An 18,501-nucleotide genomic window follows, 5' to 3' on the forward strand; every position below is an offset into this window, starting at 1 on the left:
GGATTCCTTAGTGCGGCGCAGCGTCTTGCGCCAGCGCCTGCGACAGGTCGCGGGCGCGCGGCGTGGCATCGTCGGCCGTATGGCGGCGGGCGAGGAAGGTGTACACGGTAGGCAGCACGAACAGGGTGAAGAAAGTGCCGATCAACATGCCCGAAACGATCACCACGCCCAGGCCGAAGCGGCTGTTGGCGCCGGCGCCGGAGGCGAACAGCAGCGGCACCAGGCCCACCACCATGGCGGCCGTCGTCATCAAAATGGGACGCAAACGGATCTGCGCCGCCTTGCGGATGGCGCTGAGGCGGTCCAGCCCTTCATGCACCTGCAATTCGTTGGCAAACTCCACCATCAAAATGCCGTGCTTGCTGATCAGGCCGATCAGGGTCACGAGGCCGATCTGCGTGTAGATATTGACGGTGGCGTAGCCGAGCGCCAGCGGAATCAGCGCGCCGCAGATCGACAGCGGCACCGTGATCAGGATGATCAGCGGGTCCGTCAGGCTTTCATACTGGGCCGCCAGCACCAGGTAAATGACCACCACGGCGGCCAGGAAGGCCATCAGCAGCGCATTGCCTTCCGTGGCGAACTGGCGCGCATCGGATTGCCAGTCGTAGCTGAAGCCCGGCGGCAGGGTTTGCGCCACGCCGTCGAGGAAGGCGACGGCGTCGCCCAGGGTCACGCCCGGCGCCGGCACGCCCTGGAAGGTGGCCGCATTTTGCTGGTTGAACTGCGTCAGCATGTTCGGCTCGATCTGCTCGCTCACCGAGACGACGGCGGACAGGGGCAGCAGGCTGCCGTCGTCGGCGCGCACGTACTGCTGCGTCAGGGCTTGCGCCGTCAATCTCTGCTCGCGCGGGCTTTGCGCGATGACGTCATATGCGCGGCCATCCATGCCGAAGCGGTTCAGGTAATTCTCGCCCACCAGCACGGCCAGCGATTCGCCGATGTCCTGCATGCGGATGCCCAGGCTGTTCGCCTTGGAGCGGTCGACGCGCACCTTGACTACCGGGTTGTTGTAATCGAGGTCGCTGTCGACGACGGCAAACAGGCCGCTATCGCGCGCGCGCTGCTTGACGTCTTCCATGGTGCGGAACAGGGTGGCGTAGTCCTGCGCGCTGCGCAAGACCATCTGCACGGGCAAGCCGCCGCTCGATCCCGGCAGGGGCGCCAGCTGGAAGGCGAAGATGCTGGTGCCTTCCACGTCGCCCACGGCGTGCTGCAGTTCGGCCTGGATGACGGCCGCGTTGCGCGAGCGCTCGGCCCACGGCGTCAGGTTGATGCCGCCGATGCTCGATGCCGGCCCTTCGCCGCCGTTGATGATCCAGCGCGAGTGCGTTTCGGGGATATTCTTGTAGATGTCATCGAGCTTGTACGAGAAGCGTTCCACGTAATCGAGATTGGCGTGCTGCGGCGCCTTGATCGCCGTCAAGACGCTGGCCTGGTCTTCCGCCGGCGCCAGTTCGCGCTGCGGCAGCAGGTACAGGAAGGGCAAGCTGACCATCACCAGCGCGGCGAAACCGGCGCTCAGCCAGCGGTGGTGCAGCGAGCGGTCCAGCAGCCGTGCATAGCGGCTGGTCAGGCCCGCGAAGAAATGCTCGGCGGCGCGCGCCATGCGCCCTTCCGCCTGTTTCGGCTGCAGCAGCAAGGAGCTCATCACGGGAGATAACGTCAGCGCCACCACGCCCGACACCACCACGGCGCCGGCCAGGGTCAGCGCGAATTCCTTGAACAGCGCGCCGGTGAGGCCCCCCATCATGCCGATCGGCGCATACACGGCCGCCAGCGTGATGGTCATGGCGATGACGGGGCCGGCCACTTCGCGCGCGCCCACCAGGGCGGCCGCCACGGGCGTCTTGCCTTCCTCGATATGCCGGTGCACGTTTTCCACCACCACGATGGCGTCGTCGACCACCAGGCCCACGGCCAGCACCATCGCCAGCAGGGTGAGCAGATTGATGCTGAAGCCGAAGGCCAGCATCAGCGCCGCCGCGCCCAGCATCGACAGCGGGATCGTCACGACGGGAATCAGCACCGAGCGCAGGGAACCCATGCACAAATAAATGACGATGACGACGATGAGCAGCGCTTCGAGCAGCGTGTGCGCCACCTCGTCGATCGACGACTGGATGAAGCGCGCCGTCTCGAACGCCAGTTCGACCTTCACGCCGGGCGGCAGGGTTTTCTGGATCTCGGGCAGCAGCTTCCTGATGCCGTCGACGATCACCAGCGGATTGCCGCCGGGCGTGGGCGACAGGCCCAGGTACACGGCCGGCACGCCGTCCATGATGCCGCTCGTTTCCGTGGCGGCCGCGCCCAGTTCCACCGTGCCCACGTCCTTCAGCCGCACGAGGGCGGCGCTGTCATCGCCGCCCTTCTTGACGACCATGTCGCGGAACTCCGCCACGCTGGTGAGATCCGTGTTGACGCTGATGTTCGAGACGACGAACTGTCCCTTCACCTTGCCGGGTGCCGCCTGGTAGTTATTGCGCCGCACGGCGTCGGCCACGTCGGCCGCCGTCAAGCCGCGCGCTGCCAGTTTTGCCGGGTCGATCCACAAACGCATGGCCAGCTGCTGGCCGCCATACACGTCGACCTTGGCCACGCCGTCGATGGTGGCGAACATGGGCTGCACCACGCGCGCCAGGTAGTCCGTCAGCGCGGGCGCGGACACGCTCTCGCTGGCAAAGCCGACATAGGCGACGGCCGAGGAATCGCCGGCCGCGCGCTCGATGACGGGGTCAAAGGCGCCTTCCGGCAATTTATAGCGCACCTGGTTGACCTTGGCCATGACTTCCGTCAACGCCTGCGTGGAATCGCGGTTCAATTCCATGCGCACGGTGACGGTGCTGCTGCCCTGTACCGAGGACGACGTCAGGTAGTCGATGCCTTCCACCGACGACACGGCTTGCGCAATGGGCTGCGTGACGAAGCCCTGCATCAGTTCCGCCGAGGCGCCCGGATACGTGGTCTTTACCGTGATGGTGGACGATTCGAGCATCGGATACTGGCGGATCGGCAGCTGCTTGATGGCGATCACGCCCAGCATCAGGATCAGGGTGCTGATCACCAGCGCCAGCACGGGGCGGCGCACGAATAAATCGGTAAATTTCATGGTGGCGGCCTTCCCTTACGAACCGGATTTGGGCGCGGCGCGTTTCGCCTCGTCCAGGGTATTGGCCACGGCTTGCACGGCCATGCCGTCGGCCAGTTTCAGCTGGCCCGAGGCGACCACGCGCTGACCTTCGCGCAAGCCGTCCAGGATGGCCACGCGGCCCCCGGCCCGCTCGCCCAGCTTGACGCCCACGCGCTTGACGGTGAGCGGCTGCCTGCCCTCCTGCTGCGCGACGAAAACCGTGTCGCCATACGCGCTGTAGGTCACCGCCGTTTCCGGCACCGTCAGCTGCTGGCCAGCTTCGCGCGCCACGCGCACATTCGCGTACATGCCGGCCTTCAAGGCGCCGCGCGGATTGCCCAGCGCCGCCTGCACCTGCACCATGCGCGAGCGGACGATCAGCGGGTCGATGGCGTTGATCTTCGCCGTGAAGACGTCGGCGGGGTACGCGTCCACCAGCACTTGCACGGCCTGCCCCGGCGCCAGTTTCGCGCTGCTCTGTTCATCGAGGGCGAAGTTCACCAGCAGCGACTTCGTGTCGATCAGGCTGGCCACCGTGTCGGCCGCGTTCAGGTACTGGCCCACATGCACCTTGCGGATGCCCAGCTGGCCCGCGAACGGCGCGCGGATGGTCTTTTGCGCGATCAGCGCCTCTGTCTGGCGCACGTCGCCCAGGGCGGCGTCGCGCGCGGCCACGGCGGCGTCGAGCTGCTCCTGCGTGGCAGCCTTTTCCCTGACCATCTGCACGGTGCGGGCATGGCTGCTTTCCGCGTTTTTCAGCTGTGCGCGCTGGCGCAGCAGGACCGCCTGTTCCTGGGCGTCATTGAGCTGCACGAGGATGGCGCCGGCGGCCACGTGCTGGCCCGACTCGAAGCGGATTTGCGTGACGCGCCCGCCCGTCTCGGCGGCCACCTGCACCTGGCGCGCCGCTTCGAGCTCGCCCACGCCCGTGAAGTAACGTTCCTGCGTGCCCAGCACGACGGGCACCAGCGCCACCTTGGTGGCGGACGTGGCGGCATCGGCCGCATGCGCCGCGGCGTGTGACGCGGCGCGGGGGTAGAGCGCGGCGCCGGCGACGGCCAGCGCGACGGCCAGCGCGGAAGCGCCGACGATTTTCGTATTCATGATGAAGTCCTTTACGGCGGGGAAAAAGAGGCGCAGCGGAGGCTGGTCAGGTCCGCTGCGCGTTAGAAGTGAAAATTAAAGAGAAAGAACAGGGCGATGCTCCACAGCAGCAGCACCAGGTGCGTCGTCTGCAAGCCTTCCTGCGCGATCCAGTAGCCGAACCACAGGCCGCCCAGGTGCATCAGCAGCAGGAAGGCGGCCATGGCGCACAGGGCCAGGTTCAGCCAGGGCAGTGCTTCGTCCAGGGAAGCGCCGAGCAACAGCGCCACGCCGGTCCAGGCGGCGATGGCGGCCAGCAGTTGCAGCGCCAGCACCGTCAGCAGGCTCAGGCGGTGCAGGAGCAGCGAAGTGAGCGCGCGGCGCAGCAGCGGCGTTTCGATGGTCGGATCCTGGCGCAGCGGGTCCATGCGCATGGTGTTGCCGATGGCCCAGACGGCGCCGTGGAAGGCGTGCAGGTTGTTGACGGTGGCCAGGCTCAGCCAGGTGGCCAGGCCGGTGGCGAGGATGGCGTGAAACAGCCAGATGGAGTGCTGCAGCTGCATGGTATTCCAGTCGAGAGAGTGTCTTGCCGGCAAGCAGACGTGGAAACTCCTCGACAGCGGGGAGCTACCGGCCTATTATGCAAGCAATTAGTTGGTTAACTGGTCCCATGATAGTTGAGTGAAATGAATTACACAAGTAAACGTTTGGATAATCAAGAGGCGCCGCAAACGACGGAGCGCATCCTGTATTTCATCAAGACCAAGGGTCCCGTCTCCACGGCCACCCTGGCCAAGACGCTGGACATGACGGGCGAGGCGGCGCGCCAGCAAGTGCAAAAGCTGGTGGCGGCCGGTCTCATCGAGGGGCGCCAGGAAGCGCAGGCGGGCGCCGGACGGCCGCGCCAGAACTGGGTCTTGACGGAGGCGGGCCATGCGCGCTTTCCCGACACGCATGCGCAGCTGACGATCAAGCTGATCGGTTCCGTGCGCCAGCTGTTCGGCGAGGCGGGGCTGGACAAGCTGATCACCCAGCGCGAAGAGGAAAGCCGCGGCGCGTATGCCTTGGCGTGCTGGGCGCCGGACTTGCCCACGCGGCTGCGACAGCTGGCGGCCGTGCGCGACGAAGAGGGCTATATGGCGCGCGTGGAGGAAGACGGCGAAGACTGGCTGCTGATCGAAGACCATTGCCCCATCTGCGCCGCCGCGCGCACCTGCCAGGGCTTTTGCCGCTCCGAACTCCAGCTGTTCCAGGAAGTGGTGGGGCCGGGCGCGACCATCGTGCGCGAGCAGCATGTATTGACGAATGCGATGCGCTGCATCTACCGCATTTCTACCGTGTCTTGAGTGAAACCTTGGGAAACAGGGGCCGGGCCAGCAGCGCCACCAGGCCCGCCAGCCACCAGACGACGGACCAGTTGCTGGCCGCCAGCAGGTGGGGGATGGCGATGGGCGTGAGGAACAGGCCCACGTACACGGCCGTGTTCGCCATGCCCAGGGCCGTGCCCGCGCTGGCCGCGCCAGCCAGCGTTGCCAGTTCCGTGTAGGCCACACCATGCCAGGCGGAAACGGCGATGCCGGAGAGCGCCACGGCGGCCATCAGCAGCCAGCCCGGCGCCTGGCACGCGGCAGCAATGCCCAGCAGCACGAAGGTGGCCAGTGCCACCAGGGCCGAGCCGCGCAGGTAGGCGGGCCGGTTCGCATGGCGGTCCGTGTAGCGTCCACTCCAGATGCGCATCGCCATGGCGCCCGCCTGCAGGGCCACCATCACGGTCGTGATGGCCGCCAGGCCCAGGTGGCCATGGTCGTGCAGGAACACGGTGGCATAGCTGAGCACGGCAAACTGCGGCACGCACAGCAAGCCGATGGCGGCCACCATGCGCCAGACTCCGCGGTTTTTGAGTGGACCTTGCAGCGGCGCCGCAGGCCTGGCATCAGACAGGCCCGTGGACGCGATGTGCGGGCCCGTGGCGGCCTCGGCAGAGAAATCGGGCTCATGCATCCACCGCCATGTAAAAAACGCTGACAGTGCGCATACGCAGGCCAGGGCGCCGAAGACGGGCATGAAGCCGTAGCGCGACGCCAGGTTGGGCAGGACGAGCGCGCCGAGGCCGCCGCCGAGCGGCACGGCTGTCTGGCGGATGCTCATGGCGAAACCGCGTTCGCCGGCGCCGAACCAGCGCATCACGGCGCGGCCGCTGGCGCCGTTCACGCTGCCGCCCAGCACGCCGACTGCCGCCAACCCGGCCGCCAGCGCCCACAACGGCGGCACCGTGCCGTCAGCCGGCGTGATCCAGAAAAGCAGGGCCAGCAGCGCCAGCATGGTGCCCAGCAAGCCTGTCAGCAGCACGGGGCGGTCGCCCCAGCGGTCGGTGGCCATGCCCCACGGCAATTCAGACAGGGCCACGCCCAGGCCCATGGCGCCCAGCGCCACCCCCAGTTGCGTATTGCTCAGGTGATAGCCGCTGCGCAGCCAGATGGCCGTCGTGGGCATGCCGTTGGCGGCGGCGGAAAAGCTGGCGTTGGCGGCCACGCCGACGGCCAGCACCTTCCAGCGGTGCGCGGCGCCCAGGGCGGGGGCGGACAGATCGGATGGGGCGGCGGGGCAGGCAGTGCTCATGGTCATTGAAGGATAGTGGTTGACCCTGACAGTGTTGCGCGCTACGATCATTCTGAATATCAGATAATTTACGATCCACCATCCCATAAAAGCGGACGATTTATGCCATGAGCCTGCTCAATTTCGACATCGCCTTCCTGCGCAGCTATGTGGCCGGCGTCGAGCTGGGCAGCTTTGCCCGCGCGGCCGACAAGGTGGGCCGCTCCACTTCGGCCGTCAGCGCGCAGCTGAAAAAGCTCGAGGAGCAAGCGGGCCTGCCCCTGTTCCGCAAGGATGGCCGGGGACTGGCCCTGACGCCGGCCGGCGAAGTCCTGCTCGGCTATGCGCGCCGCTTGCTGGAACTCAATGACGAGGCGGCCGTTGCCTTGCGCGGCGTGGAGCTGGAAGGCTGGATCAAGCTGGGGCTGCAGGAGGATTTTGGCGAAGCGCTGCTGCCGGACGTGCTGGGCCGCTTTGCGCGCGCCCATCCGAAGGTGCGCATCGAAGCGCACGTGGCGCGCAACACGGAGCTGATGGAGCGGCTGGCCATGGGCCAGCTGGACCTGGCCCTGTTGTGGGGCGGCGCCTGCATCGCCGACGTGGCCGACTATCCGCTGCTGCAACGGCAACGCATCGCCGAGCCGGACATGCGCTGGATCGCCTCGTCCAGCCTGGCATGGCGGCCCGACTCGGGCGAACCCTTGCCCTTGATTACGTTCGACCGCGAATGCCTGTTCCAGCGCTGCGCCACGCAGGCGCTGGACCGGGCCGGCATCGCCTGGCGCACGGCGTTTACCAGTCCCAGCCTGGCGGGCCTGTGGGCGGCCGCGGCGGCCGGGCTGGGCGTGACGGTACGCACCAGCCAGGGCTTGCCGTCCACCGTGCGCGCCCTCGACGAGGGGGAGGCCGGCTTGCCCGCCCTGCCCGCGCTGGCGCTGGAATTGCTGTATGGCGCCGCCACGCCCAGGCCGCCCGTCGAACGGCTGGCGGCCCTGATCGTCGCCTCGCTACAGGATGGCGACGCTTAAAACTCTTGCACCGTCGGGCGCAGCACGATTTCATTGATGCTCACGCCGTCCGGCTGCTCGATCGCATACGCGACGGCGCGGGCCACGGCGTCGGCGGGAATGGCTTGCTTGTAAAACTCTTGCAAGCCAGCCGCGCTTTCCGCGTGGCTGCTGCCGCCGGCCAGTTCCGTGTCCACGGCGCCCGGCAGGATGGTGGTGGTGCGGATGGTGCCGCCGCTGGCGGCCAGTTCATGGCGCAAGCCTTCCGAAATGGCGCTGACGGCAAACTTGGTGCCGCTGTAGACGGTGCCGCCGGGGCTGAACACTTTCGCGCCCGCCACCGACGAGATGTTGATGAAGTGGCCGCTGTTTTGCGCGCGGAAATGCGGCAGGGCGGCGGCGATACCGTACAGCACGCCCTTGATGTTGATATCGATCATGCGCTCCCATTCCTCGACCTTCAGCGCGTCGATGGGGGCGATGGCCATCAGCCCCGCATTGTTGACCAGCACGTCGACCTTGCCGAACACGGCCAGCGCCGTGTCGATCAGGCGTTTGAGGTCGCCAGCCTGGGTCACGTCGGTCTGCACGACGGCCGCCTGGCCGCCGGCGGCCGTGATTTCCTCGGCGATGGTGTTGAGCAGATCCATGCGCCGTGCGCCGAGCACGACGGAGGCGCCCAGTGCCGCCAGGTGGCGCGCGGTGGCTTCGCCCAGGCCGCTGCTGGCACCGGTGATGACGACGACTTTCCCTGCAATTGCTTGACTCATGATGGATTCCTTATGGAGGCAGCACCGTGCTGCGGATGACATCGATCGAGGATGCGAACGCCATGCGGCGTATCGCGCGCAGTGCGGCGGTACTGGCGAACCAGGCATCGTCAGGAAGCGGCCACGCGGCAGGCATAGCTTAGCGTATTTGCTGCAATAATGATAATTATGCGGTGTGCGCGATCAGTACCTGCACGGGCGCCATGGGGAAATCGCTGGCCTGGTATTGCTCGACGCGTGCAAAGCCGGCGTCGCGCACGTGCTGCGCCAATTCGCCCTGTCGCGTGACGGCGCGACCCAGCATGCGCATCGGCAAATAGTAGGGCAGCACCCGGGCCGCCGCTTCCGGCGTGGCGGCGATTTCCGCCTGCACGCACACGAGCACACCGCCCGGTTTCAGCGCCGCGCGCATCTTGCGCAAGGCCGCTGGCATGTCGGGCACGAAGTGCAGCACGGACGAGCACCAGATGAGGTCGTAGCCGCCGCCGATGTCGTCGCTCGCCAGGTCGCCGCCCAGGGTCTCGAGGCGTTCAGATAGTTGCGCGTGAGCGATATTCGCGGCCGCCACGGCCACGGTTTCAGGCCAGTCGAAGACGCAGCCGCGCAGGCCGGCGTGGGCTTGCGCCAGCGCAATGGCAACCCAGCCGGGACCGCCGCCGAGGTCGAGCAGGCGCAATGGTGTCGCGCCTGCCGCAAATGGCGCGATGCGCTGCATCACGGACAGGGCCGCGCGCATGGTGACGGCGCGCTGCTCCTGGCCGATTTGCTGCTGCGCGGCGGCGGCCCAGTTGACGCCAGTGGCCGTGCGGTAGGGCGCCACCTTGCCGCCGTCGCGCACGAGGGGGCCCAGCTGCGTGGCGAAATGGCGCAGCGCATGCAGCCGGTACAGCCAGGCATCGCCGCAAAAGGCGGCCGAGGAGCGGCAGAAATATTGCAAGGTGGTGGCCGCGCAGCGGTAGCTGGCCGCGGTATCGCCGGCGCTGGGGGCCACGCCGCGCTCGAGCACCTGCATGCTCCACAGTAATTCCAGCAGCAGCGCCGTGTGCGGCGCATGCAGCGACAAGGTCTCGGCCAGCTGCGCCGGCGTGTGCGGCGTCGCCAGCACCTCGAAAATACCGAGTTCCAGGGCGGCGGCCAGCGCATCGGCCTGGATGGGCGCGACGGCCAGGTCCCAATACGGTTGCAAGGCGTGCTGTGAGGTGAACGACATGGTGCTTCCTTTCGATATGGTGGGCATGCCGCTCATTTTATGCAACAATGAGAATAATTATCATTTGCATTTGTGTGCGAAACGGCGCATTTCGTCTGCGCGACGGCGCACCAGGACAGGGGGGAAGCGATGATGGAACACGACAGGGAAGCGGCTGGCTGGACGCGGCGCCAGCTGGATCCGGGGATGGGTGCCTGCCGCGCCGACCAGCGGCAGGTGGATGACGGCTTGCTGCTCGTGCATTCCGACTACCGTCCGCGCCTGGCGCTCGTCGAACAGTCGAACCATGCCGATGCGGGCGGCCTCGTGATCACCATCGGCCTCGAAGGCGCGTCCGCCTACGCCACGCGCGATGGCGGGCAATTGCGTTTCCAGGGCGGCCATACGACGGTGACGGTGTTTCGCCATACGCGCGGCGAGCGCCGTTTCGAGGCGAAGCACAGGGCGGCGCAATTGCGCGTGCTGGTCGACGAGCACGCGCTGGCGCGCTATTGGCAGCCGGGACTGTCTTCGCTGCTGCCCCACGGCGGCGCGCGCCAGCTGGCGCATGCGGCCACCACGGCTGCCTCCGCACTGCACGCCCGCTCGCTGCTGCGCGCGACGGACCCGCTGGCCGTGCATATCGGCGTGCTCAGTCTGTTGGCGGAGCAGCTGGAAGCCTTGCGCCCGGCGCCCGTGCGCGTGCCGCGCTGGCGCGAGGACGATATCGCCCGGCTCGAGCGCGCATATGCGCTGATGCAGGAGCAGATGGCGCAGGAACTCACGCTCGCTTACCTGTGCGCGCAAGTGGGCCTGAGCTTGTTCAAGCTCAAGCAGGGGTGGCGCTACCGTTACAACGACAGTCCGCAGCGCACCCTGCTGGCGCTGCGCATGCAGCGGGCCAAGTTGCTATTGGAAAATGGTTACCAGGTGGCGCAGGCGGGCTGGCAAACGGGCTATCGCCACCCTGCCAATTTCAGCACCGCCTTTGCGCGCTATTTCGGCTATACGCCGAAGAGCGTGGGACGCGCGGGCACGTAAAAAGCCGGTGTAGAATCGGCGGGCAGCATTTTTCATCTCACCTCAAGGAGACATGATGGCCCGTAAAATCTTTGTCAATCTGCCCGTGCAGTCGCTCGAGCGTTCCGTGGCGTTTTTCACGGCGCTGGGCTTCAGTTTCAACGCCCATTTCACCGATGAAACGGCGACGTGCATGATCGTTGCCGACGATATCTTTGTCATGTTGCTGACAGAAGATAAGTTCAGACAATTCACGCCCAAGCAGCTGTGTGATACCAAGGTGGCGACGGAAGTGCTGGTGTGCCTGTCGGCCGAGAGGCGCGGCGAAGTCGATGAGCTGGTGGCGAAGGCCGTCAAGGCGGGCGGCAGCATCTACAAGGAGCCCATCGATTTCGGCTTCATGTATGGCCACAGCTTCCAGGACCCGGATGGGCACCAGTGGGAACTGATGTACATGGAGCCGAGCGCAATACCGCAATAGCGGCGCAGGTCGGATTAGCGGCGGCGCGCCGCGTAATCCGACATGATTCGCCTGGCCAGTTTAGGACGCCAGCGCCAGCAGGTCGACCACTTCCAGCCCGGCCAGGTCTTGCGTCGTGTTGCCCGCAAACGCGGCGCGGCTAGGCTGGCCGTTTTTCAGCCAGGTGCGTGTGACATCCTTGATCTGGCTCAAGGTGCAGTTCAGCACGCCGCTGCGGAACTGCTGGCGCACGGCTTCCGTCGTGCCCCGTTGCTGCATGTTCCACGCCGTCAGCGCTTCCGCGTAGGGCGAATGCGGCTTGTCGAGGCCCTTGATGACGCAGATGATGGCTTCTTCCACCTGCTCTTGCGAGAAGTCGCCGTCGAGGATCTGTTCCAGGGTCGTGCCGAAGTCGGCGAACGTGCCGGCCAGGCGCGGATCGCGGTAGGAGCTCAGGGTGAACGTGCCGGCGCCGGCCGCATAGCTGGCGCTGCCGCCATATGCGCCGCCTTTTTCGCGCAGGGCCGTATGCAGCACCTGGTTCGTCATCAGTTCGGCCGCGACGGCCAGGGCCGAGGCGTCCGGATTGTGCACGCCGGGCACGGCCCAGGAAACGAAGCAATGGTTGATCTGGCTCGTCGCATGCAGCGCCGTATTGGCCAGCGGCAATGCTGCTGGCGTCGGCACTTCCACTGGCGCGGCCGTGTCGGCAGTGGCGGCCGGCAATTCCAGCAGGCGCGCCAGGACTTCGCCATCCTGCTCCAGTCCCGCACACAGCACGGTCGGCGGCTGGGCGATGATGTGGGCGTGCAAGGTGTCGAGCTCGCGCGCGATTTCCTGCAAGCCCGCCGACGTCTTGCTCAGCTGCTGCAAGCGGCGGTAGAACGGCAACGCGGCCGGGCCGCCGACGATGTCGTCGAAGCGGCGCGTGGCCGACAGCGGCGCCGTCGACGCCAGCATGGCGTAGCGGTTGCCCGATTCGGCCAGGCTCGAGAGTTTGTCCTGCACCAGGCTTTCGATCAGGAAAGCCAGACGTTCTTCTTCATCGAAGCGGGGCTTGGCGATCCACGCCGACAGCACGGCGGCAATCGCCACGTGTTCTTCGCGCAAGCCGCTGGCCGAGAACGACAATTCCACGCGCATCGCCTGTTGCGGGCGGGGAATGGCCTCCAGGCCGATGTGGAACGATGGCACCATGCTCTGGCGCCAGGCGCTGGCGTCGTCGAACGACATGTCGCCCACGCCCAGTTCCGGCGCCAGGTCCGTGTACAGGCGCAGCCATGGCCACGACGCTTCCGGCAGGCCCGACACGTCGTACAGCACGTTGGCGTAGCTGATGCCGTTCGAGGCGATACTGAACGCCACGGCGCCGTCGACGGCCGGGGGAATCGGCAGTGCCGGGCGCGGCAGCGCACTGACGTCGCCGGGGCGGATGCGCGGCAAGACTTCCGAATTCGACGGCAATTGCTGGTGCGCTTCCAGCGCCGCCGATTCGGCGATGATGTGTTCGCGTTCGGCATCCGTCAGGCTCGCCTGCAGGGCCGCCAGCTTGGCGTCTTCCTGCGCGGCGCGGTCCGTGAAGAAGGCGCTATCGGGCACCACGCGCGTGGTCAGGCGGGTCGGGTTGGCGATCAGCTCGCGCACCAGTTGCTTGAAGAATGCCGGATCTTCAATTTGCTGTTCCAGGGTTTCCAGGATGGCCGCATTGTCGAAGGCGTCCATCACGTCGCCGCCATACATGGCCAGCGGCAAGGCGTGCAGCAAACGGCCCAGGCCGTAAGGCATGCGGCCGCTGCTGATTTCGCGCTGGCTGTACTTGATGTCGCGCAAGGCCGCGTGCAGCACGGCGGCCGGGATGCCCTCTTCCGCCGTTTCTTCCAGTGCCGTCCAGATGCGCTGGTGCGCATCGGCGATCTGTTCCTCGGTCAAGCCTTCCATGCCGATGTGGAACACCATCTGGCGGATGCCGGCGTCGCGGCCATTCATGTCCGACGGGCGGCCATAGCCGGCCGATTCCATGGCGCGCATGACGGGCGCCGACGATTCGCCCAGCAAGCCGTGCGACAGCAGGTGCGCGTGGTAGTAGGCGATGGGGTCGCTCGACTCGCCCATCAGCCAGGCGAACTGCAGGCCGAATTCATCGTCGCGTGCTTCCTGCGATGGAATTTTCACTTCGTTTTCCTGCGGCGCCGTCCAGGCCGGCGCCAGCTGCGGCAGGCGGCGCGGGCTAAAGCCGCTCAGCTTGGACAGCACGCGCTCGGCCACCTGCTCCTGCACGGCCGACGCTTCGATATTGCCGGAAGTCATGATCACGGCTTGCGACGGGTGGTAGTGGCTGGCGTGGAATTCCTTCAGCATGGCATGCGTGAGTTCCGGGATCACCAGGGGATCGCCACCCGATTCCACTTCATACGTCGTGCCCTTGAGCAAGGTGCTGGCGATGCCGCTGTCGAGCGCGCGCATGGGGCTGTTGAAGGCGCCCTTCATTTCATTGAAGACGATGCCCTGGTACACCAGCTTGTCGCCTTCGAACGCATGGCGCCAGCCTTCCTGGCGGAAATTCAGGTAATCGAGGTTCGGGAAGAAGGCCGCATCGAGGTACACGTCGAGCAGGTTGAAGAAATCCTTGCGGTCCGTGCTGGCGAACGGGTACACGGTGCGGTCCGGATACGTCATCGCATTCATGAAGGTGGCCGTCGAGCGGCGCAGCATCGAGAAGAAGGGATCGCGCACCGGATAGCGGGCCGAGCCGCACAGGGCCAGGTGCTCGAGGATGTGGGCGCGGCCGTCGCTTACCTCAGGCACAGTGGGAAAGGCCACCAGGAACACCATTTCAGCCTGTTCGGTATGCATGTGGATATGGCGCATGCCCGTTGCCGGGTCGACGTATTGCTCGATGGTCGCCTGCAAGACTGGAATGAAGTTGCTGCTGACTTTTTCAAATGTGCTCATGCGGTATGGGATCTCTGCGGTAGGTGATTCGGAAATTCGGATTGCGGTGGGCATGCATCACATCTGGGGACAAAGTGGCGAAACGCCAGGGCTAGCCAGCCACGTTGATGCCTGTGTGAAGTTTTTCCCTATTGTACTAGGAGTAGTCCTGCGCCGCCGTGGAAGGCCGCCAGGCGCCGTGTAGCGCTGCAATATTGTAAGATAGGCCACTTTGGGGTCGGTGGCTCCCCGCATGGAAGGCTTAGCGTACCATGCGCCTTTTGCTCCGCAGACCGCACCGAAGGCCGTTACCGTGTCCAGACTTTCCTTTCGCCAACTGTTATTCGCCGCCTTCATCCTGACGGCCGGCATCTTGACGGCCACCTCCGTGCAAGCCTTGCTGACCCTGGAACACCTGGCGCGGCTGGGGCGCGAGACGGCGGCGCAGGCGATTACCCTGACGGAACAGTCGCAGCGCCTGTCCGAGCGCACGCTGGCCATGGAGCGCAGCGCGCGCCAATTCCTCGTGCTCGACGACCCCGTCTTCCGCGAGCGTTATGCGGCGGCCCGCGACGAGGCCACGGCGGCCCTGCAACTGCTGAACCGCGCCACGCCCGAGTTCGCCCCGCAGCTGGCCGACGAGTGGACGGCGCAGGCGCAGGCGGCGTGGGAGGTGTTGCAGGCGGGAAAGCGCCGCAAGCGCGATGGCCATGCCGTCGTGTACCGCGCGTTTGCCCGCATGACGCAGATCAATGACACCCTGGCGCGCGAAAGCAAGACGGAAATCGGCAGCCGCAACGACGCCTTGCTGGTCGAACTCGAGCGCCAGCGCCGCCTGCTCGGTGCGCTGGTGATCGGCGCCGTGCTGCTGGCGGCCGTGCTGGCCACCTGCTTCGGCTTCTTGCTGTCGCGTCCGTTGCGCCGCATCGAGACGGCCATCGAGCGCCTCGGCGACAAGCGCTATGACCAGCGCATCGTCGTCGGCGGCCCGGCCGACACGCGCCGCCTGGGCCAGCAGCTGGACTGGCTGCGCCAGCGCCTGGCCGACCTCGATGCCGACAAGGAACGTTTCCTGCGACATATCTCGCACGAATTGAAAACGCCGCTGGCGGCCCTGCGCGAAGGCGTGGCCTTGCTGGAAGACGAGGTGGCGGGCAAGCTCAGCGATGGTCAGCGTGAAATCGCCGGCATCCTGCAACAAAACACGGCGTCGCTGCAAAACCAGATCGAGGACTTGCTGCGCTACAATACCGCCGCCTTCGACGCCCAGCACCTGGCGCACAGCAAGGTGGACTTGCTGGTCTTGCTGCAAGAGGTGGTGGCGGAGCAGCGCCTGCAATGGCAGGCGCGTCGCCTGAGCGTCGAGGTGGCGGGCGCCTCGCTGATCGTGCAGGCCGACCGCGACAAGCTGGCCACGGCCCTGGCGAACATCCTGTCGAACGCCGTGCGCTTCAGCCCGGAAGGCGGCACAGTGCGCTTCAGCCTGTCCCGCGAGGCGGGGCGTGCGCGCATCGACTGCACCGACGAGGGTGCCGGCGTGGCGCCCGAGGATGTCGCCCGCATCTTCGAACCGTTTTACCAGGGGCTGCGCCAGGCGGCCGGCGCGCGCAACGGCAATGGCATCGGCCTGTCCATCGTGCGCGAATATATCGCCGCCCACGATGGCAGCGTCACTCTTTTACCGCGCCAGGCCGGCGCGCATTTTCGGATAGAACTGCCCTTATGATGACGAGAATTTCCCTGGCCGGCATGGCCGCCTGCGTAGTGCTATTGGGCGCTTGCGCCGCCAAGCCCGCCCAACAGACGCCCGTGCTGGTGCAGACGCCGCCGCGCGTGGTGGTGGTGACCGATCCCAAGCTGGGCGAGTTGCTGGCATACCAGAATGCCTTGCGCCTGATGACGCCGTCGGAACTGGTGAAAGCCCAGCTCGACCTGGCGAAGGCCGATCACGCGCCGTATAACACGCTGCGCCGCGCCATGCTGCAGGCAACCCTGCGCGGCCCCGGCGACCTGGCCCGCGCGCAAGCCTTGCTCGAGCCGCTGGCCACGGCGACGGGCAGGGACGAGCAGGTATTGGCACCGCTGGCGCAAATGCTCAGCAGCCAGTATGCGGACTTGCGGCGCCAGGAAGACAGCATCGAGAAACTCAATGGCCAGCTGCGCGACGCCCAGCGGCGCATCGACCAGCTCAATGAAAAACTTGAAGCGCTGAAGAACATCGAGCGCAGCCTGTCCGTGCGCCCCGCCGCGGGAGCGCCGAAATGAATGCCCAGACGCATGCCCACATCCTGTTGGTCGACGACGACCCCGACCTGCTGCGCCTGCTGACCATCCGCCTGCAGGCCGGCAACTACCGCGTCACGGCCGTCGGCAGCGCGGAAGCGGCGCTGGCGCGCCTGGCCGTGGAATTGCCGGCGCTGGTCATTACCGACGTGCAACTGCCGGGCCGTGACGGCCTGGCCCTGTTCGATGAAATCCGCCGCCAGCATTCGGCCCTGCCCGTGATCCTGCTGACGGCGCACGGCACCATTCCCGACGCCGTCGAAGCGACGGCACGCGGCGCGTTTGCCTACCTGACGAAACCGTTCGACGGCAAGTTGCTGATGGAAAAGGTTGCCTACGCCGTCAACCTGTCCACCGTCATGCCGGCGGCCGCCTCGAGCGACGAGAGCTGGCGCGCCGAACTGATCAGCCGCAGTGCGCAGATGGCCGAGCTGCTGGCCGAAGCCAAGCTGGTGGCGGGGTCCGATGCCAGCATCCTGATCCGCGGCCCCAGCGGTACGGGCAAGGAGTTGCTGGCGCGCGCGCTGCACAACGCCAGCCGCCGCGCCAAGGCGCCGTTCATCGCCGTCAACTGCGGCGCCATTCCCGAGCAACTGCTGGAATCGGAACTGTTCGGCCACGTGAAGGGCTCGTTTACGGGCGCCGTCGGCAACCGCGAAGGCTTGTTCCTGGCGGCCGATGGCGGCACCCTGTTCCTGGACGAGATCGGCGACATGCCCTTGCCGCTGCAAGTGAAGTTGCTGCGCGTGCTGCAGGAGCGGGCCGTGCGTCCCGTCGGCGCCGACCAGACGCGTCCCGTCGACGTGCGCCTGCTGTCGGCCACGCACCGCGACCTCGACGTCGCCATGGCGGAAGGGCAATTCCGCGAAGACCTGTATTACCGCCTGAACGTCGTCACCCTGACCCTGCCGCCGCTGGCCGAGCGCCGCGAAGACATCGCCTTGCTGGCGAACCATTTCCTGCACAAGCTGGCGGCCAAGTACCAGAAACCCCTGAACGGCTTCGCGCCCGACGCCTTGACGGCGCTGGTGGCCGCGCCGTGGCCCGGCAATGTGCGCCAGCTGGTCAATGTGGTCGAGCAAGTGTGCGCGCTGGCGACGGCGCCGCTGGTGCCGTTGACCCTGGTGCAGCGCGCGCTGCGCGTGCCGTCGCTCGAGGCGCTCAGCTACAACGAGGCCAAGCAGCGCTTCGAGCGCGATTACCTGATCCAGTTGCTGCGCCTGACGGATGGCAACGTGGCCGATGCGGCCCGCCTGGCCGACCGCAACCGCACGGAGTTCTACCGTTTACTGCAGAAATACGAGCTGACGCCGGCCCTGTTCCGCACGGATGGCGACCCTGTCGCTGAATAGCGACAAAAATAAAGCCTGTTAAATCAGGGGCTTAGTCAAAAACATTGCCATTGCTGCCATAAGTTGTCGCCGCCTGGCGACAAAAAGCCCCGATTTTCGCGCCGGCGCGCCGCGAAATGGGCCGGAAAAATCGAATGTGATGCTAAGTCATTGATTTTGAATGGGTTTTAAAAGCTGGCACGGTGCTTGCTGTATGGGTAGATGTAACGCTTCAAAGTGTTGCTTTATCCAAGTAAGAAGCTTTTAACTTCATTGAGAGGAACTACCATGCAAACATCGAAACTGTTCAATACCCTGGTTGCCGCTATCGTACTGTCGGGCGCCTCGATCACCGCTTCGCATGCAGCTGACTCCGCACCAAAAGCACAAGCTCCTGCTGACACCGTGGTTGCCGCGAATGCCGCCGCTGCCGTGCCTGATGAAACCATCACTTCCTCGGCCAAGGCCGCCCTGAGCGCCGATGCGCAAGCCGCTGCCCTGCCAGTCAAGGTAGCAACCCAGCAAGGCGTCGTGGTCCTGTCGGGCGACGTGCCGAGCGCCGAAGCGGGTGACCGCGTCGTGCAGATCGTCGCTTCCGTGAGCGGCGTGAAAGAAATCAAGAACGAGCTGAAAGTCAAAGCCGCCGGTTAATTCCCTCGCGCTGTACTTTACTCCGGGTTGCCCTGTCTGCGGACAGGG

General features: G+C 66.1%; 15 protein-coding genes. 8 read left to right on the plus strand and 7 right to left on the minus strand.

All coding sequences use genetic code 11. From position 1 onward, the window contains the following. Positions 1 to 7: 7 nt before the first annotated feature. The 3 genes from YQ44_RS26695 to YQ44_RS26705 form a co-directional block, all read right to left on the minus strand. Positions 8 to 3,109, minus strand: coding sequence for a MexW/MexI family multidrug efflux RND transporter permease subunit (locus tag YQ44_RS26695; RefSeq protein WP_071325953.1), 3,102 nt, complete (start codon positions 3,107 to 3,109; stop codon positions 8 to 10). A gap of 15 nt (positions 3,110 to 3,124) precedes the next feature. Next, on the minus strand, positions 3,125 to 4,234 hold the full coding sequence (locus YQ44_RS26700; protein WP_071325954.1) for an efflux RND transporter periplasmic adaptor subunit: 1,110 nt from the start codon (positions 4,232 to 4,234) through the stop codon (positions 3,125 to 3,127). 62 nt (positions 4,235 to 4,296) lie between these two features. Further along, on the minus strand, positions 4,297 to 4,776 hold the full coding sequence (locus tag YQ44_RS26705) for a DUF2165 family protein (RefSeq protein WP_071325955.1): 480 nt from the start codon (positions 4,774 to 4,776) through the stop codon (positions 4,297 to 4,299). A 123-nt stretch (positions 4,777 to 4,899) separates the two neighbouring features. On the opposite strand from YQ44_RS26705, the gene YQ44_RS26710 reads away from it, so the two are divergent. Then, positions 4,900 to 5,559, plus strand: coding sequence for a helix-turn-helix transcriptional regulator (locus tag YQ44_RS26710; RefSeq protein WP_071325956.1), 660 nt, complete (start codon positions 4,900 to 4,902; stop codon positions 5,557 to 5,559). Here the strand turns inward: YQ44_RS26710 and YQ44_RS26715 are convergent. Next, positions 5,546 to 6,832: an MFS transporter gene (locus YQ44_RS26715; protein WP_071325957.1), complete on the minus strand. Its 1,287-nt coding sequence runs from the start codon at positions 6,830 to 6,832 to the stop codon at positions 5,546 to 5,548. The two genes, YQ44_RS26710 and YQ44_RS26715, sit on opposite strands and share 14 nt — an antisense overlap. Positions 6,833 to 6,939: 107 nt before the next feature. On the opposite strand from YQ44_RS26715, the gene YQ44_RS26720 reads away from it, so the two are divergent. Further along, on the plus strand, positions 6,940 to 7,839 hold the full coding sequence (locus tag YQ44_RS26720) for a LysR substrate-binding domain-containing protein (RefSeq protein WP_071325958.1): 900 nt from the start codon (positions 6,940 to 6,942) through the stop codon (positions 7,837 to 7,839). Here YQ44_RS26720 and YQ44_RS26725 read toward each other — a convergent pair. Together YQ44_RS26725 and YQ44_RS26730 are read right to left on the minus strand one after the other, a co-directional pair. Then, entirely contained in the window at positions 7,836 to 8,588 is a 753-nt protein-coding gene (locus YQ44_RS26725) for an SDR family oxidoreductase (protein ID WP_071325959.1), read from the minus strand. The genes YQ44_RS26720 and YQ44_RS26725 overlap by 4 nt on opposite strands. A gap of 166 nt (positions 8,589 to 8,754) precedes the next feature. Then, positions 8,755 to 9,798, minus strand: coding sequence for a class I SAM-dependent methyltransferase (locus YQ44_RS26730; protein ID WP_071326775.1), 1,044 nt, complete (start codon positions 9,796 to 9,798; stop codon positions 8,755 to 8,757). 129 nt (positions 9,799 to 9,927) lie between these two features. On the opposite strand from YQ44_RS26730, the gene YQ44_RS26735 reads away from it, so the two are divergent. Next, complete coding sequence (locus YQ44_RS26735) at positions 9,928 to 10,818, plus strand: helix-turn-helix transcriptional regulator (RefSeq protein ID WP_071326776.1); 891 nt, start codon at positions 9,928 to 9,930, stop codon at positions 10,816 to 10,818. A 55-nt stretch (positions 10,819 to 10,873) separates the two neighbouring features. After that, on the plus strand, positions 10,874 to 11,278 hold the full coding sequence (locus YQ44_RS26740; RefSeq protein WP_071326777.1) for a VOC family protein: 405 nt from the start codon (positions 10,874 to 10,876) through the stop codon (positions 11,276 to 11,278). 60 nt (positions 11,279 to 11,338) lie between these two features. Here YQ44_RS26740 and YQ44_RS26745 read toward each other — a convergent pair whose 3' ends face one another. Next, on the minus strand, positions 11,339 to 14,209 hold the full coding sequence (locus YQ44_RS26745) for an insulinase family protein (RefSeq protein WP_071325960.1): 2,871 nt from the start codon (positions 14,207 to 14,209) through the stop codon (positions 11,339 to 11,341). Positions 14,210 to 14,501: 292 nt separating this feature from the next. Between YQ44_RS26745 and YQ44_RS26750 the strand changes: the two genes are divergently transcribed. The 4 genes from YQ44_RS26750 to YQ44_RS26765 all read left to right on the plus strand — a co-directional run bounded on the left by YQ44_RS26750 (position 14,502) and on the right by YQ44_RS26765 (position 18,453). After that, positions 14,502 to 15,914, plus strand: a complete 1,413-nt coding sequence (locus YQ44_RS26750) for a HAMP domain-containing sensor histidine kinase (protein WP_071326778.1) — start codon at positions 14,502 to 14,504, stop codon at positions 15,912 to 15,914. Then, the gene (locus YQ44_RS26755) at positions 15,911 to 16,453 is read left to right on the plus strand and encodes a hypothetical protein (RefSeq protein WP_071325961.1); all 543 of its coding nucleotides are present in this window, start codon (positions 15,911 to 15,913) and stop codon (positions 16,451 to 16,453) included. Before YQ44_RS26750 ends, YQ44_RS26755 begins: the two co-directional genes overlap by 4 nt. Beyond that, positions 16,450 to 17,823: a sigma 54-interacting transcriptional regulator gene (locus tag YQ44_RS26760; protein ID WP_071325962.1), complete on the plus strand. Its 1,374-nt coding sequence runs from the start codon at positions 16,450 to 16,452 to the stop codon at positions 17,821 to 17,823. The genes YQ44_RS26755 and YQ44_RS26760 overlap by 4 nt, the downstream gene beginning before the upstream one ends. Before the next feature lie 267 nt (positions 17,824 to 18,090). Then, positions 18,091 to 18,453: a BON domain-containing protein gene (locus YQ44_RS26765; RefSeq protein ID WP_034752546.1), complete on the plus strand. Its 363-nt coding sequence runs from the start codon at positions 18,091 to 18,093 to the stop codon at positions 18,451 to 18,453. Positions 18,454 to 18,501 lie beyond the last annotated feature (48 nt).

Source organism: Janthinobacterium sp. 1_2014MBL_MicDiv (assembly GCF_001865675.1).
Lineage (GTDB): Bacteria > Pseudomonadota > Gammaproteobacteria > Burkholderiales > Burkholderiaceae_D > Janthinobacterium.

Coding starts and splice junctions, on each gene's coding strand:
- YQ44_RS26695 (WP_071325953.1), bottom strand. CDS start 3,109: ATGAAATTTACCGATTTATTCGTGCGCCGCCCCGTGCTGGCGCTGGTG.
- YQ44_RS26700 (WP_071325954.1), bottom strand. CDS start 4,234: ATGAATACGAAAATCGTCGGCGCTTCCGCGCTGGCCGTCGCGCTGGCC.
- YQ44_RS26705 (WP_071325955.1), bottom strand. CDS start 4,776: ATGCAGCTGCAGCACTCCATCTGGCTGTTTCACGCCATCCTCGCCACC.
- YQ44_RS26710 (WP_071325956.1), top strand. CDS start 4,900: ATGAATTACACAAGTAAACGTTTGGATAATCAAGAGGCGCCGCAAACG.
- YQ44_RS26715 (WP_071325957.1), bottom strand. CDS start 6,832: ATGAGCACTGCCTGCCCCGCCGCCCCATCCGATCTGTCCGCCCCCGCC.
- YQ44_RS26720 (WP_071325958.1), top strand. CDS start 6,940: ATGAGCCTGCTCAATTTCGACATCGCCTTCCTGCGCAGCTATGTGGCC.
- YQ44_RS26725 (WP_071325959.1), bottom strand. CDS start 8,588: ATGAGTCAAGCAATTGCAGGGAAAGTCGTCGTCATCACCGGTGCCAGC.
- YQ44_RS26730 (WP_071326775.1), bottom strand. CDS start 9,798: ATGTCGTTCACCTCACAGCACGCCTTGCAACCGTATTGGGACCTGGCC.
- YQ44_RS26735 (WP_071326776.1), top strand. CDS start 9,928: ATGATGGAACACGACAGGGAAGCGGCTGGCTGGACGCGGCGCCAGCTG.
- YQ44_RS26740 (WP_071326777.1), top strand. CDS start 10,874: ATGGCCCGTAAAATCTTTGTCAATCTGCCCGTGCAGTCGCTCGAGCGT.
- YQ44_RS26745 (WP_071325960.1), bottom strand. CDS start 14,209: ATGAGCACATTTGAAAAAGTCAGCAGCAACTTCATTCCAGTCTTGCAG.
- YQ44_RS26755 (WP_071325961.1), top strand. CDS start 15,911: ATGATGACGAGAATTTCCCTGGCCGGCATGGCCGCCTGCGTAGTGCTA.
- YQ44_RS26760 (WP_071325962.1), top strand. CDS start 16,450: ATGAATGCCCAGACGCATGCCCACATCCTGTTGGTCGACGACGACCCC.
- YQ44_RS26765 (WP_034752546.1), top strand. CDS start 18,091: ATGCAAACATCGAAACTGTTCAATACCCTGGTTGCCGCTATCGTACTG.